The sequence below is a fragment of the Halorussus vallis genome (assembly GCF_024138165.1).
In the GTDB taxonomy this organism is placed as follows: domain Archaea; phylum Halobacteriota; class Halobacteria; order Halobacteriales; family Haladaptataceae; genus Halorussus; species Halorussus vallis.
This window is the reverse complement of the sequence record NZ_CP100000.1, coordinates 729,774-746,036: the sequence shown is the minus strand read 5'-3', so window position 1 is coordinate 746,036 and position 16,263 is coordinate 729,774. Positions and strand designations below refer to the sequence as shown.

General features: G+C 68.7%; 16 protein-coding genes. 4 read left to right on the top strand and 12 right to left on the bottom strand.

Annotated elements, in window-relative coordinates; translation table 11 throughout:
• Positions 1–207: 207 nt before the first annotated feature.
• Both NGM07_RS03965 and NGM07_RS03960 read right to left on the bottom strand, forming a co-directional pair.
• Positions 208–942, bottom strand: a complete 735-nt coding sequence (locus tag NGM07_RS03965) for an HAD family hydrolase (protein WP_253517434.1) — start codon at positions 940–942, stop codon at positions 208–210.
• On the bottom strand, positions 939–2,504 hold the full coding sequence (locus NGM07_RS03960; protein WP_253517433.1) for a class I adenylate-forming enzyme family protein: 1,566 nt from the start codon (positions 2,502–2,504) through the stop codon (positions 939–941). The genes NGM07_RS03965 and NGM07_RS03960 overlap by 4 nt, the downstream gene beginning before the upstream one ends.
• Positions 2,505–2,644: 140 nt before the next feature.
• Here NGM07_RS03960 and NGM07_RS03955 point away from each other — a divergent pair, with 140 nt between their 5' ends.
• Complete coding sequence (locus tag NGM07_RS03955; protein WP_253517431.1) at positions 2,645–3,421, top strand: SDR family NAD(P)-dependent oxidoreductase; 777 nt, start codon at positions 2,645–2,647, stop codon at positions 3,419–3,421.
• A 23-nt stretch (positions 3,422–3,444) separates the two neighbouring features.
• Here NGM07_RS03955 and NGM07_RS03950 read toward each other — a convergent pair whose 3' ends face one another.
• Positions 3,445–4,803: a cytochrome P450 gene (locus tag NGM07_RS03950; protein WP_253517429.1), complete on the bottom strand. Its 1,359-nt coding sequence runs from the start codon at positions 4,801–4,803 to the stop codon at positions 3,445–3,447.
• Positions 4,804–4,988: 185 nt separating this feature from the next.
• Between NGM07_RS03950 and NGM07_RS03945 the strand changes: the two genes are divergently transcribed.
• On the top strand, positions 4,989–6,392 hold the full coding sequence (locus tag NGM07_RS03945; RefSeq protein ID WP_253517428.1) for a glycosyltransferase family 2 protein: 1,404 nt from the start codon (positions 4,989–4,991) through the stop codon (positions 6,390–6,392).
• A 325-nt stretch (positions 6,393–6,717) separates the two neighbouring features.
• Positions 6,718–8,037 (top strand): histidinol dehydrogenase, encoded by a 1,320-nt coding sequence (hisD, locus tag NGM07_RS03940; protein WP_253517426.1) that lies wholly within the window; start codon positions 6,718–6,720, stop codon positions 8,035–8,037.
• Positions 8,038–8,065: 28 nt separating this feature from the next.
• Here the strand turns inward: hisD and NGM07_RS03935 are convergent, their stop codons facing one another.
• The 6 genes from NGM07_RS03935 to NGM07_RS03910 all read right to left on the bottom strand — a co-directional run bounded on the left by NGM07_RS03935 (position 8,066) and on the right by NGM07_RS03910 (position 12,901).
• Positions 8,066–9,421: a hemolysin family protein gene (locus NGM07_RS03935; RefSeq protein ID WP_253517424.1), complete on the bottom strand. Its 1,356-nt coding sequence runs from the start codon at positions 9,419–9,421 to the stop codon at positions 8,066–8,068.
• A 218-nt stretch (positions 9,422–9,639) separates the two neighbouring features.
• Complete coding sequence (locus NGM07_RS03930; RefSeq protein ID WP_253517421.1) at positions 9,640–10,008, bottom strand: HesB/IscA family protein; 369 nt, start codon at positions 10,006–10,008, stop codon at positions 9,640–9,642.
• Positions 10,009–10,275: 267 nt separating this feature from the next.
• Positions 10,276–10,476, bottom strand: a complete 201-nt coding sequence (locus NGM07_RS03925) for a dodecin (protein WP_253517418.1) — start codon at positions 10,474–10,476, stop codon at positions 10,276–10,278.
• Between the two features lie 135 nt (positions 10,477–10,611).
• Positions 10,612–11,265 carry a DUF2238 domain-containing protein gene (locus tag NGM07_RS03920; RefSeq protein ID WP_253517416.1) on the bottom strand — a complete coding sequence of 218 codons (654 nt, stop codon included), beginning with the start codon at positions 11,263–11,265 and terminating at the stop codon, positions 10,612–10,614.
• The gene (locus NGM07_RS03915) at positions 11,262–11,870 is read right to left on the bottom strand and encodes a hypothetical protein (protein WP_253517413.1); all 609 of its coding nucleotides are present in this window, start codon (positions 11,868–11,870) and stop codon (positions 11,262–11,264) included. The genes NGM07_RS03920 and NGM07_RS03915 overlap by 4 nt, the downstream gene beginning before the upstream one ends.
• Positions 11,871–11,962: 92 nt before the next feature.
• Positions 11,963–12,901 carry a metal-dependent hydrolase gene (locus NGM07_RS03910; RefSeq protein ID WP_253517412.1) on the bottom strand — a complete coding sequence of 313 codons (939 nt, stop codon included), beginning with the start codon at positions 12,899–12,901 and terminating at the stop codon, positions 11,963–11,965.
• A gap of 681 nt (positions 12,902–13,582) precedes the next feature.
• On the opposite strand from NGM07_RS03910, the gene NGM07_RS03905 reads away from it, so the two are divergent.
• Positions 13,583–14,773, top strand: a complete 1,191-nt coding sequence (locus tag NGM07_RS03905; RefSeq protein WP_253517410.1) for a pyridoxal-phosphate-dependent aminotransferase family protein — start codon at positions 13,583–13,585, stop codon at positions 14,771–14,773.
• A 150-nt stretch (positions 14,774–14,923) separates the two neighbouring features.
• On the opposite strand, the gene NGM07_RS03900 is transcribed toward NGM07_RS03905, so the two are convergent.
• From NGM07_RS03900 to NGM07_RS03890, 3 genes are all read right to left on the bottom strand, one after another.
• Positions 14,924–15,244: a DUF7116 family protein gene (locus NGM07_RS03900; protein ID WP_253517401.1), complete on the bottom strand. Its 321-nt coding sequence runs from the start codon at positions 15,242–15,244 to the stop codon at positions 14,924–14,926.
• A 44-nt stretch (positions 15,245–15,288) separates the two neighbouring features.
• Complete coding sequence (locus tag NGM07_RS03895) at positions 15,289–15,819, bottom strand: hypothetical protein (RefSeq protein ID WP_253517399.1); 531 nt, start codon at positions 15,817–15,819, stop codon at positions 15,289–15,291.
• 133 nt (positions 15,820–15,952) lie between these two features.
• Complete coding sequence (locus NGM07_RS03890; RefSeq protein ID WP_253517385.1) at positions 15,953–16,192, bottom strand: DUF5816 domain-containing protein; 240 nt, start codon at positions 16,190–16,192, stop codon at positions 15,953–15,955.
• Positions 16,193–16,263 lie beyond the last annotated feature (71 nt).

Genomic DNA, 16,263 nt, shown 5'->3' with positions numbered 1-16,263 from the left:
CGAGGCGAGTTTCGCCCCACCGTTGCGGTTCGGTGCACACTCCGCGGTTCGGAACAGTAGCGTGTCCCCCATTGTACGTTCCCCGATACCAACCGCCGTGCACTGTTCATTAAAGATGGCGGCCCCTCGCTCGACCGGCGTGCCGGTGGCCTGCGGTCTGCGCCGGATGGAAACTGCGGAAACGAGAATCGCGGTCGTCGCGCTGACTCAGCCACCCGCGCCGTCGGCACGGTTATCGTCTACGGCGTCTTCGACGCCGAGAATCGAGAGAATCTCCCGCAGGTCGTCGACGGCGTAGTCGACCGCCGGGCCGTCGTCGGCGCCGTAGGCGACGGTGGTCAGTCCCAGCGCGGCCGCCCCTTCCACGTCGTGTTCGTACCGGTCGCCGATCATGACGGCGTCGGCCGCCGGCACGCCGGCGGCCGACAGGGCGGCCTCGAACATCGCCGGGTCGGGTTTCGTCCGGCCGACCTCCTCGGAGGTCGTGATCGAGTCGAACGCCGAGTCGATGCCGAACGTCTCCAGAATTCGGCGGCCCTCCGCGGCGTCGACGTCGCTGACGACGCCCACGTGAAGGTCGGTTTCGGCGAGTCGCTCGACGGTTTCGACCGCGCCGGGGTTCGGTTCGAGCGTCTCGGCGGACACCGCCTCGAAGAGGGGTCGCCACTCCGACTCGACAATCTCCGCGCCGACGACTTCGGCGACCGCGCGGTGGTACGCCATCCGGGCGTCCCGGAACTCGGTGCCCTCGCGCTCGCGGAAGTAGTCGCCGACCGCGGCGCGCCACGTTTCGAGCGCGTCCGCTACCGGCGTCTCGGGTGCGTGCTCCTCCACGACGCGCCGGACGAACTCCCGGTGGGCGCGCCGGACCGAGTCGGCGTTCAGGATGACGCCGCCGATGTCCCAGAACACCGCCCGCCAGTGCGGGTCGGCGCCCGTCACTGTCGGGACTCCTCGTCCTCGACCAGTTTGAACTTCCGGACCTTGCCGCTCGCCGTCCGGGGGAGTTCCTCGACGAACTCGACCTCGCGGGGGTGTTTGTACTCCGCGAGGTTCTCCAGGCAGAACTGCCGTATCTCCTCGGCGGTCGGGGCGGCGTCCGGCGCAGGGACTACGAACGCCTTGACGGTCTCACCCCGCCGGTCGTCGGGGATGCCGACCACGGCGGCGTCGGCGACGCCCTCGTGTTCGAACAGCAACTCCTCGACTTCGCTGGGGTAGACGTTGTACCCCGCCGTGTTTATCATGTGCTTCTTCCGGTCGATTATCTCGTAGTAGTTCTCCGCGTCGCGGCGCGCGACGTCGCCGGTCCGGAAGTACCCCTCGTCGGTGAACGCCGCGTCATTCGCCTCGGGCAGGTCGTGGTACCCCTTCATCACCTGCGGTCCTCTGACGAGCAGTTCGCCCTCCTCGCCCGGCGGGACCTCGTCGCCGCGTTCGTCGACGATTTTCGCGTCGGTCATCCGGAGTGGCTGGCCGATGGTCCCGAGTCGGTGGCCGAACGTCGACCCCGCGCCGGTGTGGGTCGCCGCGGTCGTCTCGGTGAGGCCGTAACCCTCCCAGGTGTCGACGCCGGCGACCGACTCGAACTCGCGCTGGACCGCGACGGGCATCTTCGCGCCGCCCTGTCCGGTTTCGCGCAGACTCGACAGGTCGTACTCGCCGAACGCCTCGTGGTTGACCAGGTCGACGTACATCGCCGCGACGCCGATGAACCCCGTGATTCCCACCTCCTCGATGGTCCGCATGGCGTCCTCGGCGTCCCATCCGGCGGGGTCGCGAAGGTGGACGGTTCCGCCCCGGACCAGCGTCTGCCACGTCGAGTGGACGAAGCCGGTGATGTGGTACAGCGGTAGGACCGCCAGGCTCCGGTCCTCGCCGGGGTCGACGTCGACCAGTTCGAACCCAGAGAACGCCTGCGCCCGGAGGTTCCCGTGGGTGAGGAGCACGCCCTTTGGCTCGCCGGTTGTCCCGCTGGTGTACGGCTGGAGCGCGACGTCGTCGCCCTCGCGGTCGATGGTTATCGGCTCTCCGTTGACGTCCTCGAACGCCGCGTCGCCCTCCGGAAGGTCGTCGGCGGGACCCACCGTGACAACAGTCGGACTCGCGTCGGTTTCGCCGAGCGCCTCGGTCAGGTGTTCGCGGAGCGCGGCGTGGGTGACGATGACCGACGCCCCGGTGTCGGCGAGCTGGTGGCCGATCTCACGCGCCTTGTACTGGGGATTCATCGGCGACGCTACCGCGCCGGCCTTGAGCGCCCCGAGCGTCGCGACGACGTACTCCGGACAGTTGGGCAGGTACACCAGCACCCGGTCGCCGACGTCGGCCCCGCGTTCGCGGAGTCCGCCGGCAAATCGCGCCGAGCGGTCCCGGAGTCGACCGTGGGTCATCTCCGCACCGTCCATCTCGAGCGCCGTGTCGGCGGCGTGGCGCTCGGCCGTTTCGTCGTGGAGGCGCGCGACGTTGCCCGAGCGCGCGGCGTCACCGAACGCGGACTTGTCCATGAGTGATGATGACTAGCAACGTAGATTAAGATAACGATCGCAAGGAACGCCCCATATTTATTAACAGAGGGCGAGAATACGGACTCGTGTCTAACAATGGTAACGGAAACGGTTCCCCGGACGGTCGCGGAGAGTCGCACGTGAGAAGCCAGTTCGGCGTCGACGGTCGGACCGCTATCGTCACGGGCGCGAGTTCCGGCATCGGCAGGACCATCGCCGAGCGGTTCGCCACCGACGGGGCCGACGTGGTGGTCTGCTCGCGCGAACTGGAGAACGTCGAACCGGTCGCGGAGGGCATCGAGGAGAGCGACCGCGAGGGGAGCGCCCTGGCAGTCGAGTGCGACGTGACCGACCGGGAGGCGGTCGACGCGCTGGTCGACGCCACCGTCGAGGAGTTCGGCGGCATCGACGTGCTGGTCAACAACGCCGGCGCGAGCTTCATGGCGCCGTTCGAAGAGATCAGCGAGAACGGCTGGGAAACCATCGTCGACATCAACCTCCACGGGACGTTCCACTGCACCCAGGCCGCCGGCGAGCGGATGCGCGAGGACGGCGGCGGCGCGGTAGTTAACCTCGCCAGCGTCGCCGGCCAGAAGGGGTCGCCCCACATGAGCCACTACGGCGCGGCGAAGGCCGGCGTCATCAACCTCACCTCGACGCTCGCGTTCGAGTGGGCCGGCGACGACGTGCGGGTCAACTGCATCGCGCCGGGGTTCGTCGCCACGCCGGGCGTCGAGAGCCAGATGGGCGTCAGCGCCGACAACATCGACCGCGGCGAGGTCGAGCGCCGCATCGGCACCACCGAGGAGATAGCCGACATCGCTCAGTTCCTCGCCAGCGACGCCGGGTCGTACGTCGTCGGCGAAACCATCACGGCCGCGGGCGTCCCGCGCATCATGGAGACGCCCGACGTGTAGCGGCCATCCTCGAACCGGAGAGATTAGCGACGTTCGACCGTCGCGGCGATGTCCGTCTCGGGGCGGAGCGAAATCGTGGGCGCGAACGTCAGCGGCTCCGCGACCGAGACGTCCAGCGCGACCCGGCCGACCATCGTCGCCAGCACGACGACCAGTTCGAGTCGGGCGAACCGCATTCCGATGCAGTGTCGCGGCCCGCCGCTGAAGGGGAAGTACGCGTACTCCGGCCGGTCAGCGTCGCGCTCCCACCGCGACGGGTCGAACGTCTCGGGGTCCTCCCAGAACCGGTCGTCACGGTGGAGCACCCACTGGGGCACCATCAACTGCGCGCCCGCCGGAATCTCGTATCCGCCGAGCGTGACGTCCTCCAGCGCTTCTCGGTTGACCGCCCAGGTGGGCGGATACAGTCGGAGGGTTTCCCGGACGACGTTCCGAGTCCGCTCGAGTGCGTCGAGGTCGTCGGTGTCGGGGAGTTCGTCGCCGAGAACCCGCTCCGATTCCTCGACCAGCGACTCCCGGACGTCGGGGTGTCGGCTCAGTTCGTACCAGGCGTAGGTGAGAGCCATCGCGGTCGTGTCGTGACCCGCGAGCAGCAGCGCCGTCAAGTTGTCCCGGACCTCGGCGTTCGACAGGTCGCCGCGCTCGCGGGCCGCGAGCAGAACCGACGCGACGTCTCGTTCGCTCGGGGACGCGTCGTCTCCGCCGCCGGGGGACGCGTCGTCTCGTCCGTCAGGGGTATGGTCCGCGAGCGCGCCCGCGACGTAGGCGTCCAGTTCGCCGACGGTCCGCTCGAAACGGCGCTGGGTCGGAGTAGGTACCCAGTCGGGCAGAAGCTGTCCGAACCGTCGGGGGTCCGCCCTCGCGACGAGTGCGTCGGCGGCGTCCCTCACGAGTCTCTCGTCGCCCTCGACGTCGACGCCCAGAAGCGTATCGCCGAGGATGCGGAGCGTCAGGAGACGCATCTCGTCGGGGAGGTCGACCCGTTCACCGGTTTCCCATCGACCGACGTGCGCGGCGGTGCGTTCGGCCATTCGGGTGCCGTACCCTCGGAGTCCGTCCCAGGTAAACGCCGGTTGGAGGCTCTTTCTGAGCCGTTTCCAGCGGTTTCCGGTGTTCGAAGTTACGGCGTGGTCCTCGACGTCCCGGAACGTCTCGCGCTGCTGTCGGCCGACGGTGAATGCCGACTCGCCTTCCATCAGGACTCGCTCGACGAGGGTCGGGTCGGTCACCATGTAGAGCGACTGCCCCGGAAACCGCAGTCGGACCACGTCTCCTACCTCGGCCCACTCGGTCATCGCCCCGAACGGGTCGCGCGAGAAGGCCAGTCCGTTTCTGAGCAGCGGGACCCCGTCGGGAGTCGGCGGCCGAGGCTGTCCAGTCATACGAGATACAAGTCGGTTACACGTGATACGTCTGGCCCCGTTCATACGCGGTTCGTTTATGTACGAGCGGGATTCGGGGAGCGCACACGGACACCGGGACCGGTCGCTTTCACCACCGACGCCTGCTTCCCCCCGCGACGACCGGCCTCAAAGCGTTTCCGTCGGTCCGCCGTCGTCACCTATCCATGGAGGTCAGGTCGGCGGACGAGACGTCGAACACCCGGAGCGCGGTGACGTACGTCGCCGCATCGACGCTCGCTTCGGCGACGCTCGTCTCGCCGGCGTTCGTCTTCCCCGCGTACGGTCGACTGGTGAGCACGCTGGTCGTCCTCCTGTTCCTCGGTCTGGCGGCGCGAGTCGTCTTCGCCGCCGCGGTCGCGTTTCGACCCCCGCCGGACCCGGAGTCCAGTTCGTCGGGCAACCCGACCGCCGACGAACTCCCCGAGGTCAGCGTCGTCGTCGCCGCGTACGACGAGGCCGAGACGCTCCCGGCGACCCTCGCGGCGTGCCGGGCGCTCGACTACCCGGCCGAGCGACTCGAAGTGCTGCTGTGCTACGAGGCGGCCTCGACCGACGCGACGGCCGAAATCGCCGAGCGCGCCGCCGCGGACGACCCCCGGTTTCGGGCGATTCGTCGGGACGCCCCGCCCGGCGGAAAGGCGGCGGTCGCCAACTTCGGCAGACGGCGCGCGGGCGGCGAGGTGGTCGGGTTCGTCGACGCGGGCCAGCGACCCGAACCAGACGCGGTCCGTCGTGCGGTGGACTGGTTCCGGGCCGACGAGGACGTCTGGTGCGTGAAGGGCCGGTGTTACGCCGGCAACTCCGCGGGGTCGCCGCTCGCGCTCCACGCCGCGGTCGAGCGTCACCTCGCAGAGCGCGGGGAGTTCTTCGCTCGCGAGGTGCTGTCGGGGTTCACGCTGTTCACCGGCGGGTTGGCGTTCTTCCGGGCGTCGGCGTTCGCGGAACTCGGCCCGTTCGACGAGACGGTGCTACTGGAGGACGTGGAGTTCGCGGCCCGCATCCACGCCCGGGGCTGGACAGTGAAGGTCGACCCGGCCATCGTCTCGACCGAAACCAACCCGGAGACGTTCGCGGGGTGGTGGAACCGCCGCAAGCGGTGGGCCAGAGGCGGCCTCCAGGTCGCCCGGCGCTACGTCGGGTCGTTCCTCCGGCGCTCGACCGGCCGGCCGGTCGCCTCGCTCGACGCCGTCGCCACCTTCGGCGGCCTGTTGGCGCTCCCGGTCGCGCTGTTGGCATCGCCGACCGTCGCGCTCGGGTACGTCGCCGGCGACGGGTCGCCGGCGACGTACCTCCCCGAGGGACCGCCGTTCGTGGCGCTCGCGGCCGTCGTACTGGCTGGCGCGTTCCTCGCACCCTTGTCCGTCCTCCTCCGCGACCACCTCGACGGCCGGCCACATCCCGCCCGCGAGTACGCCGCCGCGCTCACGCTCCCGGCGTACTTCGCCGTCGAGGCGGCCGTGGTCGTCGCGGCGTTCCTCGACGAGTTCGTCCTCCGGCGGCCCGCGGTGTACGTCCCCTCCGACAGGCCGGGCGCGGGGGCCGACCGGGGTTCAGAGGGCGACGATTGAGTATCCCTCCGCGGAAGCCCGGATGGCCAATCCACCGCGAAAGCTCGGCCGACCAACCGACGGGGTGGGACTGAAAGGGGCCACCCGCTCGCGTTCACTGTAGTCGTCTCGACAGGCCACTATTTGGTGAGCGCCGGTAGGCGCGAACCGAATATCCTGTCGAGCGACCGCGAGCGGGCGGGGGCTTTCGAGGCGGTCACCGTCACCTCGCCCTCGTCTTCCAATCAAAGCCACTTCACCGCTGTCCGCCGGACTACCACCGACTCAGCAACGACGACCGGGAGGGAAGGAAACCGTTTTTCGCCCGCGCTCCGAACCACCGGCCATGAACGTCGAATCCGTCGCAGACCTCGGCCCGGACGACCGGCGCGCGCTCTTCGACCGCGACGCCGGCATCGAGGCGATTCGCGACGACGTACGGGACATCGTATCGCGTGTGCGGGATGAGGGCGACGTGGCGGTCCGGGAGTTCTGCGAGGAGTTCGACGGCGTCTCGGTCGGCAACCTCGACGTGAGCGACGCCGCCGAGCGCGCCGCCGAGGAGATAGACGACGAGACGCACGAGGCCATCGAGGCGGCCGTCGCGAACGTCCGGGAGTTCCACGAAGCACAGCTCCCCGACGACTGGAACCGGGAGTTCTCGCCCGGCAGAGAGCTGGGTCGGCGGTTCCGACCCATCGAGCGCGTCGGCGTCTACGTCCCCGGCGGCGCGGCCGCCTACCCCTCCAGCGCGGTGATGGGCGTCGTGCCCGCGAAGGTCGCGGGCGTCGAGCAGGTCGTCGTGACGACCCCGCCGGCCGAGGAGATGAACCCGGTGACGCTCGCGGCCATCCACCTCGCGGGCGCCGACAAGGTGTACGGCGTCGGCGGCGCGCAGGCGGTCGCCGCGATGGCCTACGGCACCGAGCAGATAGACCGCGTCCAGAAGGTCGTCGGCCCGGGCAACAAGTGGGTCACCGCCGCGAAGGCCGAGGTCCAGGGCGACGTCGCCATCGACTTCCTGGCGGGGCCGAGCGAACTCCTCGTCCTGGCCGACGAAACCGCGGACCCCCGGTTCGTCGCCGCCGACCTGCTGGCGCAGGCCGAACACGACCCGAACGCTGCGGCGGCCGCGGTCACGCACGACGACGACCTCGCGGCGGCCGTCGTCGAGGAGATCGAAACCCAGGTCGAGGAGCGCGAGCGACGCGACACCATCGAGGACGCGCTCGACAACGACGCCTCGGGCGTGTTCCGCGCGCGCTCGCCGAGCGAGGCCATCCTGTTCGCCGAGGAGTACGCCGCCGAGCACCTCTCGATTCAGGCCGACGACGAGGACGCGGTCTTGGAGCGCATCGACAGCGCCGGGAGCGTCTTCCTCGGCCCCTACACCCCGGTCGCGGCGGGCGACTACGCCAGCGGGACGAACCACGTCCTCCCGACGAACGGGCTGGCGAAGATAACGGGCGGCCTCTCTGTCGACACCTTCCTGCGCTCGACCACGGTCCAGCGGCTCGACCGCGACGCGCTCGGCGACCTCGAAGCGACGATCACCACGCTCGCCGAAGCCGAGGGACTGGAGGGCCACGCCGAGAGCGTCCGGAAACGGTTCGAGGACGAGGACGGCGTGGATGGTGAGAACGAGGACGAGGAAGCAGAGGAGTAGCCCGAACGAACGACCGAATCCTGCGCGGCTACGACTCGCTGGTCGGCGTCTCCTCGGCGCCCGTCTCGGTGACGACGACAGTGGAGATGCGGGCGCCGTCGACCCGCGCCACTTCGAGGCGGTAGCCCTCGATCTCGACGCTGTCGCCGACCTCCGGGGCGCGGCCGAGTCGGTCGAGCACCAGACCGCCGATGGTGCCGAACTCGTCGCTCTCGAACTCCGCGTCGAGCGTGTCGTTGACCTCCGCGATGGCGACGCCGCCGTCGACGGAGTACGACCCGTCGCTGCGCTTGTCGATAGTCGGTTCTCGCTCGTCGACGTCGAACTCGTCTCTGATGTCGCCCACGACCTGCTCGACGATGTCCTCGACGGTCACCAGCCCCTCGAACGACCCCCACTCGTCGATGACCGCGGCCATCTGACTCTGCTGGCTCTGGAACTCCGCCAGGAGGTCGTCGATACGGCCGGTTTCCGGGACGACGGGGAGGTCGCGCGCGAGGTCACCGGCGGTGACGGCGTCGGCGTCGGTGCGAGCGTCGTCGCCGGTTTCCGTGGCCCGAAGCACGTCCTTCACGTCGAGATACCCGACGACCTGGTCGCTATCGTCGGCTTCCAGCACCGGGTAGCGGGTGTGGCCCGACTCGATTATCAGCGACCGGAGTTCGGACAGGGGCAGGTCGGCCGAGACGCTCACCACGTCGGGCCGGGGGACCATGACCTCCCGGACGGCGATGTCGTCGAGTTCGAACACCCGTTCTATCATCTCGACCTCTTCCCGGTCGATGTTGCCCTGCCGGCCCGACCGCGACAGCACCATCAGTATCTCCTCCTCTTCGAGGGTTTCCTCGCTCTCGGAGGCGGGCGGGATGCCAAGCAGTCGGGTGAAGTAGTTCGCCGTGCCGTTGAACACGACGAGGCCGGGGATGAAGATGTAGTAGAAGAACCGCATCGGCGCGGCCACGAGCAGCGAGACTCGCTCGGCCCTGGCGATGGCGATGGTTTTGGGCGCGAGTTCGCCGAACACGACGTGGAGGAACGAGATGAAGCCGAAGCCGATGGCGAACGCCGCGAGGTGGACGGCGCTCTCGGGCAGGAACGACCCCAGCACCGGTTCGATGAGCGCCGCCACCGCGGGTTCGCCGATCCAGCCGAGTCCCAGCGAGGAGAGGGTGATACCGAGTTGGCACACCGCGAGGTAGTCGTCGAGGTTCTGTACCGCCTTCTGGAGCAGTTCGGCGCCGGGCGCGCCCTCCTCGACGAGCGTCTCCACGGTCGTCGACCGGATGCGGACGTACGAGAACTCCGCGGCCACGAAGAACCCGTTGAGGAGCACGAGGAAGAACGCGAGGAGGACCCGTCCCGCCGAGAAGACGAGGTCTACCATCCGACCCTCCGTGCCCGTCTCGGCCGGCCGGGAGGGCGACGGCCGACTCGCGGCCGGAGGCGAAGCCGCGCGTCCGAAGATTCGACGCGGGCGGTCGCGCCCCGGACGAGGATGCGTTCGTGCTGTTTCACACGTCAGAGTAGTCGCCTAATCGGGATAAGAATGGCCCTTCCCGGGAAGCGACCCGAACTCGACCGCCGCCCTCGTAGAATCGGGACTTACGTCCGGAAGCTCTCGCCGCACCCGCACTCGCTGACGACGTTGGGGTTCTCGACGTGGAAACCCGCGCCCTGGAGGCCGGTTTCGTAGTCGACGATGCTCCCCTCGATGTAGTTCATGCTCGCGGGATCGACGAACACCCGCAGGTCGTGGTGTTCGTAGACGGTGTCGTCGGGTTCGGGTTCTTCGTCGAAGCGCATCCCGTAGGAGAGGCCCGCGCAGCCGCCCTGCTGGACGAACAGCCGAAGGCCGGCCTCCTCGATGTCCATCTCCTCGCCTTCCAGCAGCGAGAGAGCCTGCTCGGCCGCCGTCTCGGTCACCTCGATTTCGGGCGTGGCGTCCCCGTCGGGTGCGGTATCGGTACTCATGTGAGTTCGTTTCGTTCGGAAGGTGTTAATCCTGACGCTCGAATCGGTCTTCGAACCGAGCAGTTCCGGCGGGACCGCCGACGGTCCTGCCAGAACCACCTCCGCAGAGAAGGTTTTGCCGGAACTGCTCCGCCGAGAACGTGTGTCGCCCGAGCCGTTCCGCCGAGAAAGTCCCGGCACAGTTTCGTGCTGGCCGGTTGGTTCAGGGGCCGACCGCGGTCGGCCCCTCGCCGCCCGACCGGTTCGATTCGCCGAAGTTCCGCGGGCCTACTCTTCGAGTTCGAAGGCGACGGTAACCTCCGCCTGATACTGCCGGTCGGGCGCGTTCGCCACTTCGACGCCGAGTTCGTCCACTTCTATCCACTTGACGTTCTCGAGCGTCTCCTCGGCGCGGTCGATGGCGTCGTCGGCCGCGGCGTCGAAACTCTCCTCGCTCGTCCCGATGAGGGTTATCTTCTTGAACACCATAGCACGTGTCGATTCGCTGTACGGACCAATAAAGCCACTCGCCCCCGCGAGCGCGTCGTCGGTACGAGCGACCGGACGAAGGACTCTCGCAGGTTCGCGGTCGCGTCGCGGCGCGACCGCGAACGCCCGACCCTGTCAGTCGGCCCCGCGCCGGCCGCCCGAGAGGCGCGTCGTGAGTGCCCTGACGGTGTCGTTGAGGTAGGCGTCGCCCCAGAGCGCGACCAGCACGCCGCCCAGCGTGTCGAACATGAGGTCCTTCATCGTGTCCTCCAGGCCGAACTGGGTGAGGATAGATCCGCTGCCGACGACCGACGAGAGGCCGCCGAGCGCGAACTCGACGACCTCCCAGACGACGCCGAACGCGACGGTAAAGAGGAGGATGAAGACGAACATGAACCGTGGCGGGAGGTAGATGGCCTCGGTGTGGCGGTCGATGGCCCGCGTGGTGGTGTAGCCGACCGCCGCGACCAGCGACGCCGACAGCGCGTGGGTCATGTGGTCCCACCACCAGAGCGAGGCGTCGGTGTACGGCCCCAGCGTCCCGACGGCGTGGAGGAACACCGCGGTCGTTATCCACAGCGTTAGCCCCGCGTCGAGCGGAATCCCGTAGTCGCGTTCGAGTATCGCGGGCAGGAACGTGACCCCCAGCGCGACCCCGGCGTTGACCGCGATGCCGAGGTTCCCCCGGTCGAGTCCGATGAAGAAGACGCCGACGAGACACACCTCCATCGCCCGGGTCAACTGCTCCTGTCGCCGCGCCGAGATTCGGAGTTCATCGCGGACTCTCACGTTCCGTCACCCAGGTCGCCCGGCAGTCGCGGGCCGATACGCGCGAACCGCCGGAAGTACGCTTCGAAGACGACTCCCGCGAGGACGCCGACCGCCGTCGCGGCCACGAAGTCCCACATCAATCGCTGTTCGCTCCGAATGAACGCCGTCCCGAGATAGATGTCCGAGAGCCACTGGAAGACGGCCCAGACGCCCGCGGTGGCGATGGTGGCGACGACGACGAACAGCACCGCGAACCAGTGGGTCATCTTCACCGGCGTAAAGACGTGGAGTTCGACCGCAACGATGAGCGCGAGCGCCGCCACCGCGAAGTACGTCGCGACCCGCGAGGTCAGCACGAGCGTCGCCAGCGACCGGCCGAGAATCGGGAGCGCCGACAGCGCCAGCACCTCCCAGGGAAGCATCACCGTCGCGTCGCGGTGGACGACTGCAGGGACGAGCGCCAGCGCCGCGACGAACGCGGCGAACCCGGCCCACAGCAGTTCGCCCTCGAGGAAGTTCGAGCCGACCGCCACCGCGAGAAATCCGACGAGTAGCCACGCGAGGGCGGCATTCGCCCGTCGGTCTTCGACGACGTGGTCGAGCGTCCCCGTGCGGCGCGCCATACCGGTGTTTTACGCTCGCACTGTATGAAACTTTATGAACTACGGGCTGCGGCCGGTTCGACGGGCGCGTCCCCCGGGAAACCACCTCTCCCTCAAGAAATCACGTAGACCGCCGCGTACGCTATCGTCGCGAAACTGACGGCCGCGAGGCCGGTCAGGGTCCACGTGACGGCGTCGTTCCAGTCGGCCGAGAGCACCGACCGGGAGGGGAGCAGGTGAGGCGCGACGCCGACGACGCCGACCGCCAGCACGGAGAACACGAAGTGGTACGACACCTCGAGCGTGGGTGCGGGCATCGCGAGCGCGGCGAGGGCGTAGGCGACGCCGAGCGCGGCGCGGGCGTCGACGTGCCAGAACAGGTCCTGGTCGGTGAGCCGGAGGTAGACGTACCCCGCCAGCCAGATGGTACACAGCTCCAGGGCGAAGACCGCGAGCAGGTTGAGCGTCGGGTCGGCCAGCAACACGAGTCGCTCGGCGAACAGCCGAACGTCGAGCGGGTAGAGCATCCTCGGGGGCGCGCCGGTGAAGAGGTCGCCGAACGGGTGCGAGAGCAGGCCCAGGAGCGCCGCGGCGAACAGCGACCGCACGCCCAGGTCGGCCCTGTCGGCGGCGACCAGCGCGACTGCGAGCCCGGCGAGTCCGAACAGCGTCATCACCGCCGCGCCGAGGACGCCGCTCTCGGCCCACGCGACGGCGACGAGCCCCGCGAGGAGCGCGAGCGCGGCCGGCCGGCCGCGCTCGCGGGCGACCAGCGCGAACGCGAGCGCCGCGGGAACGGCCACGACGAGTGAGTGGGTGACCGCCCGGTGGACGAGATGCGAACTCCCCCAGAACGCGGCGGTCATGGTCCAAACGCTCGCGACTCCCACCTGGGCGAGGCCGACGAGCGCGTACGCCATGTCCACGTCAGGAACCGCGGCGAACGCGCCCGCCGCGATCCCGAACGCCATCGCCCGCTCGCGCGACCACCCCCGGGCGCTCGCCGCGCTCGCCGCGAGCGCGAACGCCAGCATCGCGTGCCCGACCATCATGGTGACGACGATTGGCGCCGGTGAGATATAAGCCTCTTCCCCCCGCGTCGGCGATGCATCTCGAAGTACGACGGCGTCTGTGTACGGACGGCACCGTCGCTCGCCGATAGTCGCAGTAAAAAGTCGCCGCGCGGATGTGACGGCTCGGAGCGGCGCGGCCGCCTCCCCAACGGCCGCGCCGCGATGGCCTTTGCGCCATCGCGTTCGTGCGCCGCGGTGAACGCACCGCGAAGTGACAGCAGTGAACGGAAACCGGTCGAGTCGTCGGCCCGCCGCGGGGTAGTTCGAGAGTCGCCGCGGCGCGAGGCGGGGCCCTCCCCCGATGACCCACCTCGCGCCGCCGCGGCAAATCGTCCCGCGGCGTCGGCCGCTCGGGTCCGGCAAACGCCATCCGCTTCGCCCGTCGGACGCGGGGTCCTACCGCCCCCGTCGGGCCAATTCGGCCTACGCGCACGACGGGGATAAACGACCCAGACCGTTCCTCTTCGTTCACTCGGTGAAACGCTCGGTTTCTCCGGCGATGTCGACCCTCGGGACGGACAACGGTCTGTTGGGACCGTCAACGACCGCTTAGAAATCCCGTTCACGGGGACAACGGCCCAATAATCGCCCGGTAGTCGAAGCCCGCGGGTTCTTGCTGGGGTAGAAGTCTTTTAGTCGCCGGCAGTGTTAGCCCGTCGCATGCCGGAGAAACCGGACGTTGGTGAACTCGCGCCGCCGGACAGGACGCTGATGGGACCCGGACCGAGCGAGGTCCACCCGCGAGTGTTGCGGGCGATGAGCACGCCGCTGGTCGGTCACCTCGACCCCTCGTTCATCGGCATCATGAACGACGTGCAGGACCTGCTCCGGTACGCCTTTCGGACCGACAACCGGTGGACGATTCCGGTTTCGGGCACCGGGTCGGCCTCGATGGAGGCGGCCATCGGCAACGTGGTCGAACCGGGCGACACGATGCTCGTCCCGACCAACGGCTACTTCGGCGGTCGGATGGAGTCGATGGCCGAACGGGCCGGCGGGGAGGTCGTCCACGTCGACGCGCCGTGGGGCGAACCGCTCGACCCCGCCGACGTCCAGGACGCCTTCGACGAACACCAGCCGGACGTGTTCGGCTTCGTCCACGCCGAGACGAGCACGGGCGTCCTCCAGCCCCAGGTTCCGGAACTCACGAGCATCGCCCACGACCACGACGCGCTCGTCATCGCCGACACCGTCACCTCGCTCGGCGGCGTCGAACTCCGCGTCGACGAGTGGGACGTCGACGTGGCCTACGCCGGTCCGCAGAAGTGCCTGTCGTGTCCGCCCGGCGCGGCCCCGCTCACGCTCAACGACCGCGCGATGGACAAGGTGCTCTCTCGCGAGGAGGACGCCCGGTCGTGGTACCTCGACCTCTCGCTGCTGGAGGGCTACTGGGGCGACGACCGGTCGTACCACCACACCGCGCCCATCACGAACATTTACGCGCTCCGTGAGGCCCTGCGACTGGTCGCCGAGGAGGGCATCGAGGAGCGGTGGGCGCGCCACCGCGAAATCGCGGGCGCGCTGAAGGCCGGCGTCGAGGCGATGGGCATCGAGATGAACGCCCCCGACGACTACTGGCTGCCGAGCCTCAACGCGGTGCAGGTCCCCGAGGGCGCGACCGACACCGACGTGACCAGCTACCTGCTGGAGCAGTACGACCTCGAGATCGCCACCGGACTCGGCGACCTCGACGGCGACATCTTCCGTATCGGCTGTATGGGCTACTCCGCCCGGGAGGAGACCGTCTCGTACCTGATGGCCGCATTCGGCGACGCGCTCTCGAAGCAGGGCGCCGACGTCGACGTGGAGGCCGGACTCGCCGCCACCGCGCAGGCGCTGGGCGACAGATAGCGCGAGCGCGACCGTCCTCGCCCCGACGGCCGACAGTCCGGCGGCAGTGGACTGCCGCCGGACTGTCGGCTTCTCGCGGACTGTCGGCTTCTCGGCTCGTTTCTGTCTATCGTCGGCTATCGCGGTCGAACGGTCGGAAGAAGAGAGAGGTTATACCGCCTGTTTCGCCCCCGGCGGCGCGCGCATCACTTCGTAGTCGCCGCCTTCGCGGACGCTTATTATCGCCCACTCGTATGCCGGATTCGTCCGTCGAAGCTGGCGTCGAAGCTGCTGGGCCTGGTCTGACCACGTTACGAAACAGCGAAGCTCGCCGTCGTCGGGGGTCTCGCCCGACTCCGCGAGCGCCGTCACTCGCACCACTCGCCACTTGCGCTCGGCCCGGAATTCCTCGCCGTCGCCGGACACGGTGTATCCGAGGTCGCTGAATATCGACCGCGCCTGTTCGACTGGCGGTGTGCTAACAGGGGCCATCCGTGCGAAGCTAAGACGGAATCTGTAATAAACCTTCTTGCGGGTCAGCTGAGACGGATGGTCGGACTGCGCGCCTGGGACGCGTACTCCTCGATTTCGCCGTTGTCGCGGAGTCGCTTGAGTGCGTTGCGGGTGGTCTGGCGGTCGATTCCCGCGACGACCTGCGCGACGCGGAGGATCTTGTCCTCGGGGATTCCTTGCTCCGTGACCGCCTCGTACTGGGTCCCCTCCGGTTCGGTGACCTCGTCCTGTATCATTTCGATGATCGTCCGCAGGTCGTCAGTCCCCCCGAACGCCTCGTGCCAGGTCAGGGGATAGGCGCTCACGCGGTTCTCGCCCACTTCGTACAACGGTTCGCCCGCGACCCACGACTCGCTGTCGGTCGTCCGGTCGTCGAGTTGCGCGAGGTCCACGTCGAAGAAGGCCGCCTCGGCGTAGTCGGCCAGCAGGCCGCGGTCGACGCCCGGTTCGGCTTCGTAGTGGTTCTCCTCGATGAGACGGACGAAGTCTTCGAGCGTGAGCGTTTCACTGTGCGATTCGACCTCCTCCAGTACGTCCTCCCGAACTTCCCCCATATGCCGAGATAGGGAGAACGCGGGTAAAAGGAAACTGGCCGGGACGACGCCGCGGGCGTCGTCCCGGCGGAGGCTTCGGGGCGTTCTGCGTATCCTCGACGCGTCGGGCGAGGCCCTCGACTCGTCGGACGGTTCACTCGTGGGCCGCGTCCCACTCCGTCGGCTTGCGGATGTTGCCGCAGGCGTTGCACTCGATGCGACCCATCGGGTCCATCGCGTTGTCGATGCGCTCGCAGTTCCCGCAGAAGTACCCGTAGCGGTCCTCACCCGATTCGCTACCGTAGACGACGAAGAACGGTCCCTTCGAACCGCGTTCGCCGTCGTCGCGGGAGACGTACACCGTCTCGCCGTCGGCGGTCGTGATCGCGTCCATCGAGTCGGAGTACTCGCCCGAGCAGTTTATACTGTCGGCTGTGGCTCGGTGAAAACGCCGCGTCCGAACCC

Bases quoted from the DNA above. Each gene is read 5' to 3' on its own strand.
- NGM07_RS03960 (WP_253517433.1), bottom strand. From the start codon at position 2,504: ATGGACAAGTCCGCGTTCGGTGACGCCGCGCGCTCGGGCAACGTCGCG.
- NGM07_RS03950 (WP_253517429.1), bottom strand. From the start codon at position 4,803: ATGACTGGACAGCCTCGGCCGCCGACTCCCGACGGGGTCCCGCTGCTC.
- NGM07_RS03945 (WP_253517428.1), top strand. From the start codon at position 4,989: ATGGAGGTCAGGTCGGCGGACGAGACGTCGAACACCCGGAGCGCGGTG.
- hisD (WP_253517426.1), top strand. From the start codon at position 6,718: ATGAACGTCGAATCCGTCGCAGACCTCGGCCCGGACGACCGGCGCGCG.
- NGM07_RS03935 (WP_253517424.1), bottom strand. From the start codon at position 9,421: ATGGTAGACCTCGTCTTCTCGGCGGGACGGGTCCTCCTCGCGTTCTTC.
- NGM07_RS03930 (WP_253517421.1), bottom strand. From the start codon at position 10,008: ATGAGTACCGATACCGCACCCGACGGGGACGCCACGCCCGAAATCGAG.
- NGM07_RS03925 (WP_253517418.1), bottom strand. From the start codon at position 10,476: ATGGTGTTCAAGAAGATAACCCTCATCGGGACGAGCGAGGAGAGTTTC.
- NGM07_RS03915 (WP_253517413.1), bottom strand. From the start codon at position 11,870: ATGGCGCGCCGCACGGGGACGCTCGACCACGTCGTCGAAGACCGACGG.
- NGM07_RS03910 (WP_253517412.1), bottom strand. From the start codon at position 12,901: ATGATGGTCGGGCACGCGATGCTGGCGTTCGCGCTCGCGGCGAGCGCG.
- NGM07_RS03905 (WP_253517410.1), top strand. From the start codon at position 13,583: ATGCCGGAGAAACCGGACGTTGGTGAACTCGCGCCGCCGGACAGGACG.
- NGM07_RS03900 (WP_253517401.1), bottom strand. From the start codon at position 15,244: ATGGCCCCTGTTAGCACACCGCCAGTCGAACAGGCGCGGTCGATATTC.
- NGM07_RS03895 (WP_253517399.1), bottom strand. From the start codon at position 15,819: ATGGGGGAAGTTCGGGAGGACGTACTGGAGGAGGTCGAATCGCACAGT.
- NGM07_RS03890 (WP_253517385.1), bottom strand. From the start codon at position 16,192: ATGGACGCGATCACGACCGCCGACGGCGAGACGGTGTACGTCTCCCGC.